General features: G+C 60.3%; 16 protein-coding genes. 10 read left to right on the forward strand and 6 right to left on the reverse strand.

Features of this window, described 5'->3' with window-relative positions:
- Positions 1–340: 340 nt before the first annotated feature.
- From JMJ54_RS05140 to JMJ54_RS05180, 9 genes are all read left to right on the forward strand, one after another.
- Positions 341–1,585: a lytic polysaccharide monooxygenase gene (locus JMJ54_RS05140; protein ID WP_203536898.1), complete on the forward strand. Its 1,245-nt coding sequence runs from the start codon at positions 341–343 to the stop codon at positions 1,583–1,585.
- 52 nt (positions 1,586–1,637) lie between these two features.
- Positions 1,638–2,285: a GbsR/MarR family transcriptional regulator gene (locus JMJ54_RS05145; RefSeq protein WP_308437975.1), complete on the forward strand. Its 648-nt coding sequence runs from the start codon at positions 1,638–1,640 to the stop codon at positions 2,283–2,285.
- Positions 2,282–2,509 (forward strand): cytochrome oxidase putative small subunit CydP, encoded by a 228-nt coding sequence (gene cydP / locus JMJ54_RS05150; RefSeq protein WP_203536899.1) that lies wholly within the window; start codon positions 2,282–2,284, stop codon positions 2,507–2,509. Before JMJ54_RS05145 ends, cydP begins: the two co-directional genes overlap by 4 nt.
- A complete protein-coding gene (locus JMJ54_RS05155; RefSeq protein WP_203536900.1) occupies positions 2,493–4,067 on the forward strand; it encodes a cytochrome ubiquinol oxidase subunit I in 1,575 nt (524 codons plus the stop codon). The genes cydP and JMJ54_RS05155 overlap by 17 nt, the downstream gene beginning before the upstream one ends.
- A gap of 10 nt (positions 4,068–4,077) precedes the next feature.
- On the forward strand, positions 4,078–5,214 hold the full coding sequence (cydB, locus tag JMJ54_RS05160) for a cytochrome d ubiquinol oxidase subunit II (RefSeq protein ID WP_203536901.1): 1,137 nt from the start codon (positions 4,078–4,080) through the stop codon (positions 5,212–5,214).
- A gap of 11 nt (positions 5,215–5,225) precedes the next feature.
- Complete coding sequence (gene cydX, locus JMJ54_RS19605; RefSeq protein WP_203536902.1) at positions 5,226–5,393, forward strand: cytochrome bd-I oxidase subunit CydX; 168 nt, start codon at positions 5,226–5,228, stop codon at positions 5,391–5,393.
- Between the two features lie 192 nt (positions 5,394–5,585).
- A complete protein-coding gene (locus JMJ54_RS05170) occupies positions 5,586–6,659 on the forward strand; it encodes a phospholipase A (protein ID WP_203536903.1) in 1,074 nt (357 codons plus the stop codon).
- Between the two features lie 71 nt (positions 6,660–6,730).
- Positions 6,731–7,885: an HPP family protein gene (locus JMJ54_RS05175; RefSeq protein ID WP_203536904.1), complete on the forward strand. Its 1,155-nt coding sequence runs from the start codon at positions 6,731–6,733 to the stop codon at positions 7,883–7,885.
- A 175-nt stretch (positions 7,886–8,060) separates the two neighbouring features.
- Positions 8,061–8,678, forward strand: a complete 618-nt coding sequence (locus JMJ54_RS05180) for an SEN1982 family lipoprotein (protein ID WP_203536905.1) — start codon at positions 8,061–8,063, stop codon at positions 8,676–8,678.
- A gap of 62 nt (positions 8,679–8,740) precedes the next feature.
- Here JMJ54_RS05180 and JMJ54_RS05185 read toward each other — a convergent pair whose 3' ends face one another.
- The 6 genes from JMJ54_RS05185 to JMJ54_RS05210 all read right to left on the reverse strand — a co-directional run bounded on the left by JMJ54_RS05185 (position 8,741) and on the right by JMJ54_RS05210 (position 15,055).
- A complete protein-coding gene (locus JMJ54_RS05185) occupies positions 8,741–9,961 on the reverse strand; it encodes an EAL and HDOD domain-containing protein (RefSeq protein WP_203536906.1) in 1,221 nt (406 codons plus the stop codon).
- Between the two features lie 67 nt (positions 9,962–10,028).
- Positions 10,029–11,879, reverse strand: coding sequence for a chemotaxis protein CheA (locus JMJ54_RS05190; RefSeq protein WP_203536907.1), 1,851 nt, complete (start codon positions 11,877–11,879; stop codon positions 10,029–10,031).
- A 30-nt stretch (positions 11,880–11,909) separates the two neighbouring features.
- Positions 11,910–12,665, reverse strand: coding sequence for a protein phosphatase CheZ (gene cheZ, locus JMJ54_RS05195; protein WP_203536908.1), 756 nt, complete (start codon positions 12,663–12,665; stop codon positions 11,910–11,912).
- 43 nt (positions 12,666–12,708) lie between these two features.
- Positions 12,709–13,098 (reverse strand): chemotaxis response regulator CheY, encoded by a 390-nt coding sequence (gene cheY / locus JMJ54_RS05200; RefSeq protein WP_189458721.1) that lies wholly within the window; start codon positions 13,096–13,098, stop codon positions 12,709–12,711.
- Between the two features lie 41 nt (positions 13,099–13,139).
- Positions 13,140–14,063 carry a chemotaxis protein gene (locus JMJ54_RS05205; protein ID WP_203537445.1) on the reverse strand — a complete coding sequence of 308 codons (924 nt, stop codon included), beginning with the start codon at positions 14,061–14,063 and terminating at the stop codon, positions 13,140–13,142.
- Positions 14,064–14,104: 41 nt separating this feature from the next.
- A complete protein-coding gene (locus JMJ54_RS05210) occupies positions 14,105–15,055 on the reverse strand; it encodes a chemotaxis protein (RefSeq protein ID WP_203536909.1) in 951 nt (316 codons plus the stop codon).
- 210 nt (positions 15,056–15,265) lie between these two features.
- Between JMJ54_RS05210 and JMJ54_RS19510 the strand changes: the two genes are divergently transcribed.
- On the forward strand, positions 15,266–16,438 hold the full coding sequence (locus tag JMJ54_RS19510) for a sensor histidine kinase (protein WP_203536910.1): 1,173 nt from the start codon (positions 15,266–15,268) through the stop codon (positions 16,436–16,438).
- The last annotated feature ends 34 nt before the right edge of the window (positions 16,439–16,472 follow it).

The raw sequence follows: 16,472 nt of genomic DNA on the forward strand, positions 1-16,472 counted from the left end.
CGAACAGGACCGTGAAACGACTCAGCGCCGATGATAGTGCGGGTTCCCGTGTGAAAGTAGGTCATCGCCAGACTCCCAATGCAAACCCCCTGCAGCTACGCTGCAGGGGGTTTTTGCTTTGGATTTTTCAAGCATGCTGGCCTTCGCAAACATTCAGGTCGCCGTTTGCCGGTGCCGTACGGCTTTGAATTTTCCTACTCCCCAGTGCTAGATTGTCTCGCTTTCAAAGTCTAAGTTCATGATTTTGAAAGCTAATCAAGATGGCGCGCAAACGGGCCGATCTGCTTTCCTGATCGCCCGATTTGCCCTGTTGCCTGAATAAAGTCTGGAGGAGACGAGGATGAAGCTGTACTGGAGTGCGTTGTTTTTGCCGTTTTTTTCGCTGGTACCCAATCTGGCGCTTGCACATGGCTCGATGGAAGTGCCAGTCAGCCGTGTACTGAACTGCTTCAAGGAAGGTCCCGAAGCCCCGCAATCGGCTGCCTGCCAGGCTGCCGTTGCCATTTCGGGCCCGCAGATGCTGTATGACTGGAATGGCGTGAACCAGTTACCTAATGGCAACCATCAGGCATTTGTTCCGGATGGCCAGCTGTGCGGCGGCGGCAAGTCGAACTATGCCGGTCTGAACCTTGCCCGTACCGACTGGGTCAGTTCGCCGATCGCGCCGGATGCCAACGGCAATTTCGAGTTCATCTACAACGCCCCGGCGACGCATGCCACGAAGAACTGGGTGTTTTATGTAACCAAGGACGGCTGGGATCAGACACAGCCGCTGAAGTGGAGCGATCTGGAGAAGTTCTGCGAACTGGGCAATACCGCGCCGGATGCGACCAAGCGCTATCACCTGACCTGCCCGCTGCCGAAGAACAAGACCGGCGCGCACATCATCTACAACACCTGGCAGCGTTCGGACAGCGCCGAAGCGTTCTATTCGTGCTCCGACGTCCGCTTCTCGGCCGTCGTGTCGACCTACAAGGAACTGGGACAGATCCGCGCCTCGCAGGATCTGGCTTCGGATACCAAGGTGACGCTGCGTCTGTTCGACGCCAACGGCGGCGACCTCGAGTCGATCAGTGCCGTGATGAGCTGGGACAGCGTGACCGGTGCGGAAATGTTCCGTGCTGCCAACTGGCCGTACTACCTGGCCAAGGCGATCAACAGCGCATCGCGTTACATCGTTGCCGGCGTGCTCAACAGCGGTGGCGCCGTGGTACCGGAGCAGAACGCGACGACCAACCGCGTCTATTCGCGTGACGGCAAGTCGTATACCTACGCGATCGATGTTGCTGGCGCGACCGTGCCGACGCCGACCCCGACCCCGACCCCGACTCCGACTCCGACTCCGACTCCGGTTCCGACTCCGGTTCCGACTCCGGTTCCGACTCCGGTTCCGACCCCGGTTCCGACTCCGGCACCTTCGTCGAATTGCGCGGCAGCTTGGGTTGCCGGTACGACGTACGCTAATCCGGGTACGACCGTCAGCTACCTCGGCCACAACTACAAAAACAAGTGGTGGACGGTGGGCGATGACCCGAGCAAGTCCGGTCAGTGGGGCGTTTGGCAGGACCTTGGTGTCTGCAAATAAGTCCCGGTAGTCATGATGTGCAAAGCCCTCCGCTACGGAGGGCTTTTTTTTCGTGCGCACCTATATTTCTATGGATTTCGAATTTGTCCGAGATCAAGAATGTTTTATAATTTCAGGAAATACTGAAAATACAGGAACTGCTGGAATGATGTCGCCGCTGACCGAACGCTTTGTCTTGCATTTCGGGGAAATGGGGAGCCGCTGGGGCGTGAACCGCACCGTCGGGCAGATCTATGCCCTGTTGTTCCTGTCATCGAAACCGCTCAATGCCGACGAGATCGGCGAGGCACTCGGGTTCTCGCGCTCCAATGTCAGCATGGGGCTGAAGGAGCTGCAGGCCTGGCATCTGGTGCGTTTGCTGCACCAGACCGGCGATCGCCGCGAGTACTTCGAAACGCCAAAAGACGTCTGGGACATTTTCCGAACGCTGGCCGAGGAAAAACGGCGGCGCGAAATCGAGCCGACGCTGTCACTGCTGCGCGACGCGCTGCTCGAAAGTGCGGCGGATGACGATGAACGTCACGCCCAGGCGCGCATGCGCGAAATGCATGATCTGATCGAAATGACGACGGGCTGGTTCGACGAGGTCCATCGCCTGTCACCGGAGACGCTGCAGAAGCTGATGCGGCTGGGCGCGCGCGTCACCAAACTGCTGGAGATGGCCGATCGGCTTCGTCTCGGTGGCAAGGAGCCTGTATGAAGCGCAGAACCGGCCTGCCGCTGTGGATGGAAATCACCATCATGCTGCTGATCAAGTGCTTGCTGCTCTACGGCGCGTGGCGGCTGTGGTTCTCGGCACCGCTCGCCAAAAAAATGACCGTTCCGGATGCCGCAATCAGTCAGCAACTGCTTGGCCAGCCGGCATCCACCACCGAATCCCGCTCAACCGCTCCTGGAGAAAACACGAATGCTACCCGCCGCTGATGTGGTGGAGCTTTCGCGGCTGCAATTTGGCCTGACCGCGATGTTCCACTTTCTGTTTGTGCCGCTGACACTGGGTCTGTCATGGATCCTCGTGATTTGTGAGTCGGTCTATGTGATGACCGGCCAGCAGGTCTACAAGGACATGACCCGCTTCTGGGGCAAGCTGTTCGGCATCAATTTCGCCATGGGCGTGACGACCGGGATGACGCTCGAATTCCAGTTCGGCACCAACTGGGCGTACTACTCGCACTATGTCGGGGACATCTTTGGCGTGCCACTGGCCATCGAAGGGCTGATGGCGTTCTTCCTCGAGTCGACCTTCGTCGGCCTGTTCTTCTTCGGCTGGGACCGATTGTCCAAAGGCCAGCATTTGTGCGTGACCTTCCTCGTGGCGCTGGGCTCCAATCTGTCGGCACTTTGGATTCTGATCGCCAACGGCTGGATGCAGAACCCGGTCGGGGCGGTGTTCAACCCGGAAACGATGCGGATGGAGCTCGCCAGCCTGGGCGAGGTGTTCTTCAATCCGGTGGCGCAGGTCAAGTTTGTCCATACCGTCGCCGCCGGCTACGTTGCTGCGTCGATGTTCGTACTCGGCGTGTCGGCCTGGTATCTGCTGAAGGCCCGTGATACCGGCTTTGCGCTGCGTTCGTTCGCGATCGCCGCCGGCTTCGGCCTTGCGTCGACGTTGTCGGTCGCGGTGCTGGGGGACGAGTCCGGCTACACCGCCGGCGAAGTACAGAAGGTCAAGATGGCCGCGATCGAAGCCGAGTGGGAAACCCAGCCGGCACCGGCGTCGTTCAACCTGTTCGCGATTCCGGATCAGGAGAACGAGCGCAACCATTACGAGGTGAAGATCCCGTATGTGCTCGGGCTGATCGCGACGCGCTCGCTGGACAAGGAAGTCACCGGCATCAAGGACCTGAAAGTCGAGCACGAAGTGCGCATTCGCAGCGGCATGCTGGCCTACGACGCCCTGACCAAAATGAAGGCCGGCGACAAGAGTGAGCCGGTCAAGGCGCAGTTCGCCGCGCACGAGAAGGATCTGGGTTTCGGGTTGCTGCTGAAGAAGTACACGCCGAACGTCGTCGACGCGACCGAGGTACAGATCAAGGCCGCGGCCAACGATACGATCCCGCAGGTGGCACCGCTGTACTGGTCGTTCCGCGTGATGGTCGGCCTCGGCATGTGGTTCCTGTTCATCTTTGCCGCGTCGTTCTACTTCCTCGCGCGCCGCAATCTCGCACCGCAGCGCTGGCTGCTCAAGCTCGCGGTCTGGTCGATTCCCCTGCCGTGGATCGCGATCGAATGCGGCTGGTTCGTTGCCGAGTACGGCCGTCAGCCGTGGACGATTTCGGGCATCCTGCCGACGCGACTTTCGGCGTCGGCGCTGGAGGCAGGGCAGTTGCATTTCAGCCTCATCGGCCTGATGAGCATCTACATACTGCTGTTTGCGGTCGAGATGTACCTGATGCTCAAGTACATCCGCATCGGTCCGTCCAGCCTGCACACCGGCCGTTACTTCCGCGAAACCGCAGCCGCACAGCCGCAATCGGCCTGAGGGATGAACAATGATTGATTACGAAACGCTCAAGCTGGTCTGGTGGGGGCTGAACGCCGCGCTGCTGATCGGCTTTGCCCTGACTGGCGGCTTCGACCTCGGTGCGGCAGCCTTGCTGCCCTTCGTCGGCAAGACCGACGAGGAGCGCCGGGTGGCGATCAACGCGATCGGCCCGACTTGGGAAGGCAACCAGACGTGGCTGATCACTGCCGGGGGGGCGATCTTCGCTGCATGGCCGCTGGTGTATGCAGCGGCTTTCTCGGTGTTCTACATCGCCTTCATGCTGTTGCTGTTCGCGCTGTTCCTGCGCCCGGTCGGTTTCGACTACCGCAGCAAGGTCGCCGATCCGCGCTGGCGTACGACATGGGACTGGGGCCTGTTCATCGGTGGACTGGTGCCGGCCATCCTGTGCGGCGTAGCGATCGGCAATCTGTTCGTCGGCCTGTCGTTCCAGTTCGACGATTCGATGCGCGTCAGTTACGGCGCCGGTTTCTTCGCACTGCTCAATCCGTTCTCGCTGTTTTGCGGTCTGGTGTCGTTGTCGATGCTGTTGCTGCACGGGGCCACCTTCCTTCACCTGCGTACCGACGCGCATGTCCAGCGCCGTGCCCGCACCGCCGTGATGGTCTGGGGGCTGGTCACGGCGCTGCTGTTTGCATTGGGCGGCGTCTGGATCAAGCAAATGGCCGGACTGCATCTGGTCCAGATCGGCGACGTCAACGGCGTGATCACGCCGTTGTCGAAGTCGGTGCAGGCGGGCGAGGGAGCTTGGCTGACGAACTTCCACACGTGGCCGCAAGCCTGGCTGGCCCCGATCGCCGGTATCGGCGGCGCCTTGCTGGCCGCGCTGGCCGGGCTCTTGCGCTGGCGCTGGCCGGCATTCCTTGCCAGTGGTCTGGCGATTGTCGGCATCATCGTGACGGCCGGCCTGGCGCTGTTTCCCTTCGTGCTGCCGTCGTCACTGGATCTCAACTCCAGTCTGACGGTGTGGGACTCGGTGTCCAGCCAGAAGACGCTGGGGATCATGCTGGGCGTGGTCCTCGTGTTCCTGCCGCTGATCTCGATCTATACCACCTGGGTTTACCGGGTGATGCGCGGTACGGTCACCATTGACCGGATCCGTAGAGAAACCCATACGAGCTACTGAGGAGCCCCCATATGTGGTATTTCGCCTGGATACTGGGCCTCGCCGCGGCGCTGGCTTTCGGCATCATCAACGTGATGTGGCTGGAAAGTCATTTCGCCTTCCGCGAACGCTATGAAGACAAGGTCAACGACCGCTTCAAGGATGCGCAAGGCAAGCGCCGGAAACGCAAGCAGCGTTGAGGGATGGCAGGCGGGCTTCGGCCCGCCTTTTCATTGGAGGGAAAGCGGGTCAGCCCGAGGGCCGTCTCGCAATGGCTGTGGACTCGGCCGATACTGAAACGGGAACGCAACGAACATCAACGAGAACCGGCAGCAGCCCGGCATCACGCGCCGGCCTGACACGCAGCGGTTCCTTGGAAAAGGGGAGCGCAGATGCAGGGAACGAGGCTGATGGGTCTGGCCGTCCTTGGTGGCATGCTGGCCCCGCTCCATGCCGCCGAGACGGTGTTTCTGCCGGCAAGAATCGGTTTCGACGATGTCGAGGTCCTGTTCGTCAATCGGGGGGAGACACCGGAGGTCTTCGTTCCGCCGGCGCAACTGGTGTGCCCCGGTGGCGTCGATTGCAGCACCAGCGAGCAGGCACCGATGCAGTTGTCACCCGCGTCGGCCAAGGTTGTCCGTTATCGGCCGGTTGTCGAGCCCCCGAAGGCAGACCCGCCCGATTCACCCGTGGTGGCCGAGGCGCCACCGCAATTGGCGGCGGACCGGCAGATCCGCAATACCTCGCTGGCCGACTACAAGCCGCAGCGCTTCTCGGCCTACGAGCCCATGTACATTGTCGTTGATCCCTCGCTTGACGATGCGCGCTTCCAGTTCAGCTTCAAATACCAGTTTTTCGATCCGGAGAACGACTACGTTCAGCGCCATCCCTGGCTGGCCGGGTTGCGTTTTGCCTATACCCAGACGTCGCTCTGGGATATCGGCGAAGACTCCAGCCCTTTCTTCGATACCAGCTACCAGCCCGAGTTCTATTACGAGCAGGCCAACGTTCTCGTGCTTCCCGGCGTTAGCCGCACCGACGTGGCCGTTGGCTACCGGCACGAATCGAACGGGCAGGGGGGCGCTGCATCGCGGAGCCTGAACCAGCTTTTCATCCGGCCGAGCTTCCTGTTTGGCGACCAGCAGGGCTGGAATCTGCTGTTCCAGCCGATGATCTACACCTATCTGGGCAGCCTGTCGGACAATCCGGACATTGCCGACTACCGTGGGTACGTCGATTGGCGCTTGCGGGCCGGCGATACGCAGGGCTGGATGGTTTCGACACTGGCGCGCCTTGGCAAGGGCGGAAAGGGCGGTGTCGAGCTGAACCTGAGCTACCCATTGCGGGCGTTTGCCGGGATGGATCTGTATGCCTACCTGCAGTACTGGAACGGCTATGGGGAGAGCCTGCGCACCTACGACGAAAATACCCAGAGCCTGCGCTTCGGCGTGAGCTTCACCCGCTGAGGCCGCGATGCTAAAGTCGGGGTCCGCACCAAAATGGTGAACGTGGCGGCTTCGCACCGCCTTGCAAACGCATGAAAGCCCTGATCGATCCGGCCCGCTGGCCACGCCGCTTGTTCCGTTTTGTTCCGCCGCCTCCGACGGTCGGCCACCTCGAGCGCTGGCGCGCCGTCGGCTTTGCCTTGCTGGCGATTTTGATCTGCGGCCTGGTCACCCATGCCTTGCTCGGCCCGGCATTGCTGCCTTGGTTGGTGGCGTCGATGGGGGCTGCCTCGGTGATCATCTTTGCCATGCCCAGCAGCCCGGTCGGGCAACCGTGGGCATTGGTGGGCGGGCAGATGGTGTCAGCGCTGATCGGCGTCGCGAGCCTGCGATGGCTGGGGCCATGGTTGCCACTCGAACTGGTTGCGGCGCTGGCGGTGGCGCTGTCGATTGCGGCCATGCTGTACGCGCGCTGCCTGCATCCGCCCGGTGGCGCGACTGCGCTGACTGCGGTCTTCGGTGGTGATGCGGTGGTCCATCTCGGTTTCGGTTTTGTCTGGATGCCGGTGCTGGTGAATGCGCTGATCCTGCTGGCTGTGGCGTTGATCGCCAACAACAGCGTGCGCGGACGCCGTTACCCGCTGGCCCGTGCGCAGGAGAATCCGCACGGGACGCGTGACCCGGTGCCGACTGCGCGTGTCGGCCTGCGCGAGGCTGATCTGGATGCCGCGATGCGTGAACTCGGCGAGATGGTCGACGTCAGTGCCGAAGAACTGGGCAATATCGTGGCACGCGCCGAACGTCACGCATATGCGCGCCAATGGGGTGAACTTGACTGCAGCCAGCTGATGTCGCGCGATCTGGTGACCCTGCCGTGCGGCGCGCTGGCGAGCGAGGCATGGGCGCTGCTCCGTCGGCACCGGATCGGTGCCTTGCCGGTGATCGATCCCGAAACCGGCCGGATCGCAGGCGTTGTTGCGCTGGTCGATTTCCTAAAGCACATCGAGGCCGATAACGAGCTGGCGCTGCCGCAGCACAGGCATCCCGGGCTGAAGGTGGACAGCCTGATGAGCCGCGATCCCGTGACGGTGTCGCAGGCAACACCGGTACACGAACTCGTACCTTTGATGGCCGACCGGGGGCTGCATCGTCTGCCGGTCGTCGACGACGATGGCCGTCTCGTCGGCATGGTGACGCAATCGGATCTGATTGCCGCCCTGTCTCAGCAGGGTATGTCACGATCCTGAATTCCGCCTCCAGCTTACGTTCCCATTGGATTCGGTACGTTTATCGGGAAATATCTTACGAAATTGTTGCGCCTGCGCAATTCGCTTACGTCGTGTTCTTGGGTATGATGGTTACATTGTGTAACACGCCGTTTGAGTGTCCGGTTGGGCACGGTGGCACTGACTAGGAGATCCGATGCGTTATCTGAAACAGACTGGTGTGCTGCTGTTGATGGCCGCAGGATTGAGCGCCTGCGGCAAGGGTGGCGACAGCGAAGAGGCGGCCGTGAAGGTCGATCAGGCTGAAATCATCAGTGCGATCAACAACGAGCTGTTTACCGCCGAACTGAGCTGCATTCCGATGCCGGTACGCTTTGCCGAGCCCGTCGACAAGGATTTTGCCAAGCTGACCGAACCGAACGGTGCGCAACTGGCCGCACTGGTCAAGGTGGGGCTGATCAAGGCGGTGAAGGCCGATGGTGGCAAGGTCGAATTCGAACCGACCGATGCCGGCCGCGAAGCCTACACGGGGCTTGCCGACCCTGCTGGTCCGGGATTCTGCAGTGGCTCGCTGGAAGTCGACAAGATCGTCGAGGACAAGGCCGACGAAGAGCGCAGCGATTTCCGTCGCCATCATGTCCGCTATACCTACAAGATCAACACACCGGTTGCCTGGCAGGCTGATGCTGATATCCAGGCCAATTATCCGGCGTTCGCCAAATTGACCGCCGGTGAGGGCAAGGCCGAGTTCACCGCCGTGATCGAGAGCCGTGGCCAAGGCTGGCGGGTCGATTCACTCGGGAATGCCCAGTAGGGGCGCCGGCAAATTAAAAAAGCCCGTCGAATGACGGGCTTTTTTAATTTGCCGGATGAAGATCAGAGATCCAGTTCCTCGACCCAGCTCATCGCGTTGATGTGCGAACGGTTGAGGACGTCGGCAGTGATCTGCAGCTGTTCGGTCAGGCGCGGGACTTCGGACATGTCCGGATCCTCGCAAGCTTCGGCGAGCTCAAGGAAGGGGCCGTAGACGCCGCTACGGTTGATCAGTGCATCGCAGATGTTTTCGGGCAGGATCAGCGTTTCCAGTACCTTTTCCATCGGCATGTCGAGCAGGACGTCGAGGAGCGAGAACATGCCGACAATGAAGAGATTGTCCTTTTCCTGGCCATCGAGATAATGGCCGCCGAGCAGCTCGACCAGCCGGCCACGCGTGACGGCGGTTTTCAGCAGTGCCGGGGGAGAGCCGCTTTCCGCTGCGGCCGTGACCAGCAGCAGCGTCAGCCAGCGATAGAGCTTCTGGTAGCCGAGGATGGTGACCGCGTGGCGGAAGGACTGGATTTCGCACGACAGGCCAAAGCCCGCTGAGTTGATGTAGCGCAGCAGCTTGAACGACAGCGCAACGTCGCATTTGAGCGCGTTCTCGATGTCGCGGATTTCCGCGTTGTTACGCAACATGTTCAACAGGTTGAGGATGTTGGCGTAGCTCGGGTGAATCACCTTCGCCGACAGCGTTTCCGGACGCGCAAAGTAGTAGCCCTGGAAACAATCGAAGCCGATTTCAAGGCACTGCTTGAATTCGGCCTTGGTCTCGACCTTTTCAGCGACCTGTAGCGTCGGGAACTTGCGCAGCTCCTGCGACAGTGCCGGTACTTGCGGCATGCCGAGCATCTGGATATCTAGCTTGATGTAATTGGCATGCTCGACGAAATGGATGCTTTCTTGGGTCAGCACGAAATCATCGAGGGCAATGCCGAAGCCCTGCGCACGCAGGTTCTGCAGGCGCAGCAGCAGCTCGGGGGAGGGCTGGGTCGATTCGACCACTTCCAGAACGACTCGCTGCGGCTGCAGCAGCTCGAGGAAGTTGCTTTCGAGCATCGATTCGGCCACGTTGATGAAGGCAAGTTTGCCCCCCACCAGCCAGTCGGTCCCCATATTGGTCAGCGTATTGACCAGCACGTTCGTGCTGGCCTGCATGTCGCTGGTGAATTCGGCGCTTTGCGCGTCCTTATCCAACCGGAACAGCAGCTCGTATCCGATGATCTGCTGTTGCCGGTTGAGAATCGGTTGGCGGCCAATGAATGCGTGATCTTGCGTCATCAGTTATGTCCACGTGCTGGCGAGTTGGCTGCCATTGTATCAGCGAGTGCTGATTCTTATCGTCCCGTCATGCGGTCGCGAGCCAGCGGGCTGCGCTGGGCGCAGCAGTGTCCGCTGCAGGCGTCGCCAGCAGGTCTTCCATATCCAGTACCAAGACGACCGAGCCGTCGCCGGACAGTGTTGCGCCGGCGACACCCAGTGGCCGGATGTTCTGCAAGGGCTTGATCACCACGTCGTCGCGGCCGATGAAACTGTCGACTGCCAGAATGAACGAATGTTCGGCGCTTTGCATCAGAACCCCGAAACGCGGCACCTGCGTTTCCGGCCAGCCGAGCAGGCCTGCAAGCGATTTGACCGGCAGGATTTCATCGCGGACGACGATGGTCGCGCGACCGGAGACTTCCTGAACTGCTCGGTTGTCGATCGGAATGATCTCGCGAACCATCGCCAGCGGTACGGCAAAGGCCTGGTCGCAGACGCGCACCACCAGTACCGGCAGGATGGCCAGTGTCAGCGGCAGCGAGATCGAGAAACGCGTGCCTTCGCCCACGACCGACTGGATATCGATACGACCGTTGAGCTTCTGGATGTTGGTCTTGACCACATCCATGCCGACGCCGCGACCGGAGACGCTGGAGATCTGGTCTTTGGTCGAGAAGCCCGGCAGGAAGATCAGTTGCAGGCTTTGCTTGTCGTCGAGGCTGTTGGCGGTTTCTGCGTCGATCAGGCCCTTGTCGACGGCCTTCTTGCGGATCACGTCCGGACGCATGCCGTGACCGTCGTCGGTGATCTCGATCAGGATGTGGTCGCCGACCTGGGTGGCGCTGAGCTGGACGATGGCTTTGGCCGGCTTGCCGGCGGCCAGACGGTCCTCGATGGTTTCGACGCCGTGATCGACCGCGTTGCGTACGAGGTGGACCAGCGGATCGTTGAGGTCCTCGAGCATCGTCTTGTCGAGTTCGGTTTCCTCACCACTGATGACCAGTTCGACTTCCTTACCGAGCTGACGGGCCAGATCGCGTGCAAGGCGCGGGTACTTCTGGAACTGCCGGCCGATCGGCTGCATCCGCGTCTTCATCACCGCGTTCTGCAGGTCGCCGACCAGCAGATCGAGCTGGCTGATGGCTTCGTCCAGTGCTTTCAGCGTGGAGCCGTCGATCTTGCCGGACACGACGTCGCTGCGCAGCGTCGTCAGCCGGTTCTTGGTCAGGCCGATTTCGCCTGACAGGTTCAGGACCTGATCGAGCCGATGGGTGTCGATCCGGATCGTAGTTTCCTGTGTGCCGGCAGCCGCACTGAGATTGGCGGATTTTGCCGGGAGGCGTGGTGCAGGTTCGTTCAGCATGACTTCCGGTTCGGCGATGACGAGGGCCGCTTGAGGCTGGGGTGCTGCGGTGGCTACTTCGTTGCCGAGCAGAGCGTCATACAAGTGCTGCCAGTCGGGTTCGCTGCCGTCGCTGACCGAAGGCTGTACAACGGCTGGCGCAGCAGGGGCCGCGACCGCAACGGTTGCCTTGCCGGGAATTTCGCCCCGAATGACTGCATCAAGCGTTTCGAGCAGTTCGGGCGCAACCGGCTGTGGCATCCGCCCTTGCGCCAGCGCGCCGAACATCTCGCGGACTTCGCCGGTGGCGGCGAGGATCACGTCGAGGTATTCCGGCGACAGCGTCATCTCGCCGTTGCGCAGCTTGTCGAACAGGTTTTCGGTGCGGTGGCACAGGCTCACCATCGCGTCGACATTCAGGAAGCCTGCACCACCCTTGATGGTGTGGAAACCACGAAAAATGTCGTTCAGCAAATGACGGTCGTCCGGACGCTTTTCCAGCTCGACCAGTTTGTTGTCGACTTCCGAAATCAGTTCGGAGGATTCGGTGATGAAGTCCTGAAGCAGGTCATCCATGCCGGCGAAATCATGCATTTGGGCTCTCCCGAAAAATGGCGGTAATGATCAGAAGCCAAGGCTTTCGAGCAAGTCGTCGACTTGCTGTTGGTTGGTGACGACGTCAGTGCGGCCTTCGCTGTTGATGACCGGACCGTTGAGCAAGCCGTTCTCTTCGAGCTTGCCGTGCTGCTGCGAGAACATCACCAGGAAGTCCAGCAGTTGCGCTTCCATATCCTTGGCCATGTCGAGGACTTTCTTGATGACCTGACCGGTCAGGTCCTGGAAGTCCTGCGCCATCATGATTTCGAGCATCTGGCTGCTGACCTGCTCGGAGTCGGTCTGGGTCTGGCCCAGATGCTGGCGGGTTTGCAGCACGAGCGCTTTGAACTCGTCGACGGACAGTTTGTTGGCCAGCAGGCGATCCCATTCACCGCTGAGGCTGCGGGCCTCGCCGGCGATCCGGTCTTGCAACGGCTTGGCTGCGTCGAGTGCGTTCAGTGTCCGGTCGGCAGCCTGTTCGGTCATCGTCGCAATATAGGACAGACGGTCGCGGGCGTTAGGAATCTGCGAAGCGGCCTTTTCCAGCGACTTGTCGAGCCCCAGCTCACGCAAGGTATCGTGCAGTTTGCGGGTCAGTTGGCCGATATGCGAGAACATTGCCTTGGCCGGCTCGGCCTGGATTTCTTCAGCTTGGCCAGGCGCTTGGGCGGTCTCGGACGTCGTGGCCGGTGTCGGCGCGCTGTTCCAGTTGGACTGTGCAATGCTGTCGAACAGTGCTTCCAGATCGGCATTGTCTGCGTTGTTGTTGGCGTGGTCGCTCACGTCGGACTCCTGAATGCGTGTACTCGGAAGGCGCCTTGGCGACTTACTTGTTCAGATTGGCAAAAATTTTCTTGAGCTTTTCGTCGAGCGTGGCCGCGGTGAACGGCTTGACGATATAGCCCGAGGCGCCGGCGGTGGCAGCTTCGATGATGTTTTCCTTCTTGGCTTCGGCGGTCACCATCAGGACCGGCAGATGCTTGAGCTGCGGATCGGTACGCACGGCCTTGAGCAACTCGATACCGGTCATGTTCGGCATGTTCCAGTCGGTGACAATGAAGTCGTACGGCGCGTTCTTGAGCTTCTGCAGTGCGATCTGGCCGTCTTCTGCCTCCTCGACGTTGCCGAAACCGAGCTCCTTCAGCAGGTTGCGGACGATGCGACGCATGGTGGAAAAGTCATCAACGACGAGGAAGCGCAGATTGTTATCGGACATATAGCGTGTACTCACTCAGGGGTGCAGGCCGGCTGCGGCGGTCAGGCCGTCAGCAACGGCGCCAGTGTGTCGGCCAGCACGATCGGGTCGAATTTAGCAACGTAGGCGTCGACGCCTACGCTCGCGCCCATGGCGCGATTGGCATTGGATGATAGCGAGGAATGCATGACGACCGGAATGCCATCGAAGCGGCGATCCGATTTGATGTGCTTGGTCAGCACATAGCCGTCCATTTCCGGCATCTCGGCGTCGACGAGAATCAGCCGCAGCTTTTGCGACAGCGGCTCGCCATCATGGCCGGCACGTCCGGCCAGTGCGCTGAGCTTGTCCCATGCTTCCTTGCCATTGTTGGCTTGGTGGTACTTGACGTTGATCTTGTCGAGCACGCCGACGATTTCGCGGCGGGCCACGACCGAATCGTCGACGAAGAACAGGAACTGATCGTGATCGAGGCCGACCTGCTGCAGTTCCGGAATCGGCGGTTCACCAATGACGCTGGCGAGGATCTGTTCGACATCGAGCACCGAAACGAGTTTGCCGTCGGGCAGTTCGGTGATCGCGGTGATCAGAGCCTGATTGCCGGCGAGCATGTTCTCCGGTGCACGGACCTTGTCCCAGTCGACGCGGATGATGCGATCGACCTCATGCACGAGAAAGGCTTGAGTGTGCTTGGAGAATTCGGTGACGATCATCGTCGCATTGGCGTCGCCTTCGGGACGCTCTTGGGTTGCAACGAACTTCGACAGCGAAATTACCGGAATGATGTTGCCGCGCAGCGAAATCACGCCTTCGACGCCGAACGGCATGTTCGGCGTTTTGGTGATTTTCGGGGTCTGCGAGACTTCGCGGACCTTGAACACATTGATCCCGAAAGTCTCGCGCGTACCCAGCGAGAACAGCAGGATTTCCATTTTGTTCGAGCCGGCAAGTTTGGTGCGGGCGTCGACGTCGTCAAGCAGATTCATGGGAGTGAGGCTCACGGCAGGCTCCGTTGGAAAGTCACGCCTCAGGCGTTCAGGAGGTGTTGGGCAACGAGTTCGGACAGCTTGTGCGGCTCGAACTTGGGCACGTAGCCGTCGACGCCGACCGACTGGCCGAGCTTCTGGTTGGAATTGCCCGACAGCGACGAATGCATCAGGATCGGAATGCCGGCAAAGCGCGGATCACTCTTGATCATCCGGGTCAGCATGTAGCCGTCCATTTCGGGCATTTCCACATCGGTGAGGATCAACTGCAGCATTTCGCGCACGTGGATGCCGCGGATTTCGGCCGATTTGGCAATGCGCTGCAGCTCGTCCCAGGCACGTTTGCCGTTGATGGCCTGCTGGTGACGCACACCCATGGCATCAAGCGTCATTTCGATCTGCTTGCGGGCGACGACCGAGTCGTCCGCGAAGAACACCGTCATTTCACCAAACTTCTGGTGCTGAACCACGGCGCCGACGTCGATGGCCTGATCGGTCTGGGTCGTTTCGGCCAGGACCTTTTCGACATCGAGCATCATGACGAGCTTGCCGCTGTCGAGTTCGGTCACGGCCGTCACGAGGCCGCCCATTTGGACAGTGAGCATGTCCGGCGGGACGCGCATCAGCGACCAGTCCAGCCGCAGAATGGTATCGACGGCTTCAACGAGGAAGCCCTGGGTCTGACCGTTATATTCGGAAACGATCATGATCTCGGGTTTGCTGCCGGTTTTGATCCCGGCATACTTGGCCAGGTCGATTACGGGAACCAGCGAACCGCGCAGGCTGACCATGCCTTCCACCGAAGGGGGCATGTCGGGGGCCTGCGTGATCTCGGGGGTACGCATGACTTCGCGCACCTTGAATACATTGATGCCGAAATTTTCGCGCCGACCGGTGCGGGCGTCTACGCCCAGCGTGAACAGCAGGATTTCCAGCTTGTTCGTACCGGCGAGTTTGGTTCTGGCGTCGATTTTCTTCAGAAGGTCGGACACGGGCTGGGCTCCTGATTACCTGATGTTTCTGCCGTTGGCTGTAAGTATTTGCCCTGATCTGGGACGGATGGTCATATGACCACTTCGAGTGTTGAGCCAGTATATCGGCAGGATGTGCCAAAACCTTAGGGTTTGCTGATGAACAAGGCTGGGTGCGACTTTCCAGCCCATTTATAATTTAAAAATGCTCATGCAACAAGGATTGGCGACGTGGCCGGACCTGGAAACAACATAGACCCGCACGAACTTGAAGCAGCCTTCTCGCTGTTCACCGAAGCCTCGCAGCAATTGGCCAATACTTACGCCGAGCTGCAGCAACAAGTTGTGTCGCTGACCGGTCAGTTGGAGATCGCCAACGGTCATTTGCGACGAGAGCTCGACGAAAAGGCTGCGCTCTCGCGCCGCTTGACCATCCTGATGGAGCGTTTGCCTGGTGGGGTGGTCGAGCTCGATGCAGCTGGCATGGTGAGCATGCTAAACGTTGCCGCTCGCCAGTTGTTGGCGCCGTTGACAGAAGGAATGGATTGGGCAGCCTTTAGTGCTGAACACCTGAAGCAGGGGGAAGCGGACCTTTGGCTTTATCCGCAGGCGAAAGGGGTATTGCGCTTGCGGCTCGTCGGCACCAGCCTGCCGGAAGAGTCGCGCAGAATTCTGCTGGTTCAGGATTTGACGGCAACCTGGGCACTGGAACAGTCGCTGGCGCAACACAAGCGCCTGGCCGCGATGGGGGAAATGGCCGCGGGTCTCGCACATCAGTTGCGGACACCGCTGGCAACGGCGCTTCTGTACGCCGGGCATTTGGCACGACCGCAGCTGGCGGAGGCGGACCGCTGTCGTTTTGCGGTCAAGGCAGTCGATCGCTTGCGTCATCTCGAGGCGTTGACGCAGGGGATGTTGCATTTTGTTCGCGGTAATGTGCTGGATATGGTGCCGGTGTCGCTTGGTGACTGTCTGCTCGAAGCAGTCCATACGATCGAGCCGCAATTCGCTGCGAGGCAGATGCGGCTTGTACTGAATGATGGCAGCAAGGCCGCGCATGTCTTGGCGGATTCGAAAGAGCTGATGGGCCTGGTGCTGAACTTGCTGGAGAATGCGATGCTGGCTAGTGATGCTGGTTCTTGCGTAGAGCTTTCTGTTTGCTGTGACTCTGATTTCGCTACAATGGTCGTCAGGGATAGTGGCCGGGGGGTTGCGCCGGAGCATCTTGAGCGGCTGTTTGAGCCGTTTTATACGACCCGCAAGGATGGCACAGGCCTAGGTTTGGCCATTGTGCATAGCTTGGCTGAGCGCTTTGGTGGCGATGTGACGGTGCGATCGGTGTTGGGGGAAGGCACAGAATTTATCGTGCGGTTGCCAGTTCTAAATGACGTCTCTAATGTTTGACGTTAACGCGCCGGGTTCGCTTGGCTGATTTCTA

Source organism: Jeongeupia naejangsanensis, assembly GCF_016865585.1.
Taxonomy (GTDB): Bacteria; Pseudomonadota; Gammaproteobacteria; order Burkholderiales; family Chitinibacteraceae; genus Jeongeupia; species Jeongeupia naejangsanensis.

Bases quoted from the DNA above. Each gene is read 5' to 3' on its own strand.
- JMJ54_RS05140 (WP_203536898.1), top strand. From the start codon at position 341: ATGAAGCTGTACTGGAGTGCGTTGTTTTTGCCGTTTTTTTCGCTGGTA.
- cydP (WP_203536899.1), top strand. From the start codon at position 2,282: ATGAAGCGCAGAACCGGCCTGCCGCTGTGGATGGAAATCACCATCATG.
- JMJ54_RS05155 (WP_203536900.1), top strand. From the start codon at position 2,493: ATGCTACCCGCCGCTGATGTGGTGGAGCTTTCGCGGCTGCAATTTGGC.
- cydB (WP_203536901.1), top strand. From the start codon at position 4,078: ATGATTGATTACGAAACGCTCAAGCTGGTCTGGTGGGGGCTGAACGCC.
- cydX (WP_203536902.1), top strand. From the start codon at position 5,226: ATGTGGTATTTCGCCTGGATACTGGGCCTCGCCGCGGCGCTGGCTTTC.
- JMJ54_RS05170 (WP_203536903.1), top strand. From the start codon at position 5,586: ATGCAGGGAACGAGGCTGATGGGTCTGGCCGTCCTTGGTGGCATGCTG.
- JMJ54_RS05175 (WP_203536904.1), top strand. From the start codon at position 6,731: ATGAAAGCCCTGATCGATCCGGCCCGCTGGCCACGCCGCTTGTTCCGT.
- JMJ54_RS05180 (WP_203536905.1), top strand. From the start codon at position 8,061: ATGCGTTATCTGAAACAGACTGGTGTGCTGCTGTTGATGGCCGCAGGA.
- JMJ54_RS05185 (WP_203536906.1), bottom strand. From the start codon at position 9,961: ATGACGCAAGATCACGCATTCATTGGCCGCCAACCGATTCTCAACCGG.
- JMJ54_RS05190 (WP_203536907.1), bottom strand. From the start codon at position 11,879: ATGCATGATTTCGCCGGCATGGATGACCTGCTTCAGGACTTCATCACC.
- cheY (WP_189458721.1), bottom strand. From the start codon at position 13,098: ATGTCCGATAACAATCTGCGCTTCCTCGTCGTTGATGACTTTTCCACC.
- JMJ54_RS05205 (WP_203537445.1), bottom strand. From the start codon at position 14,063: ATGAATCTGCTTGACGACGTCGACGCCCGCACCAAACTTGCCGGCTCG.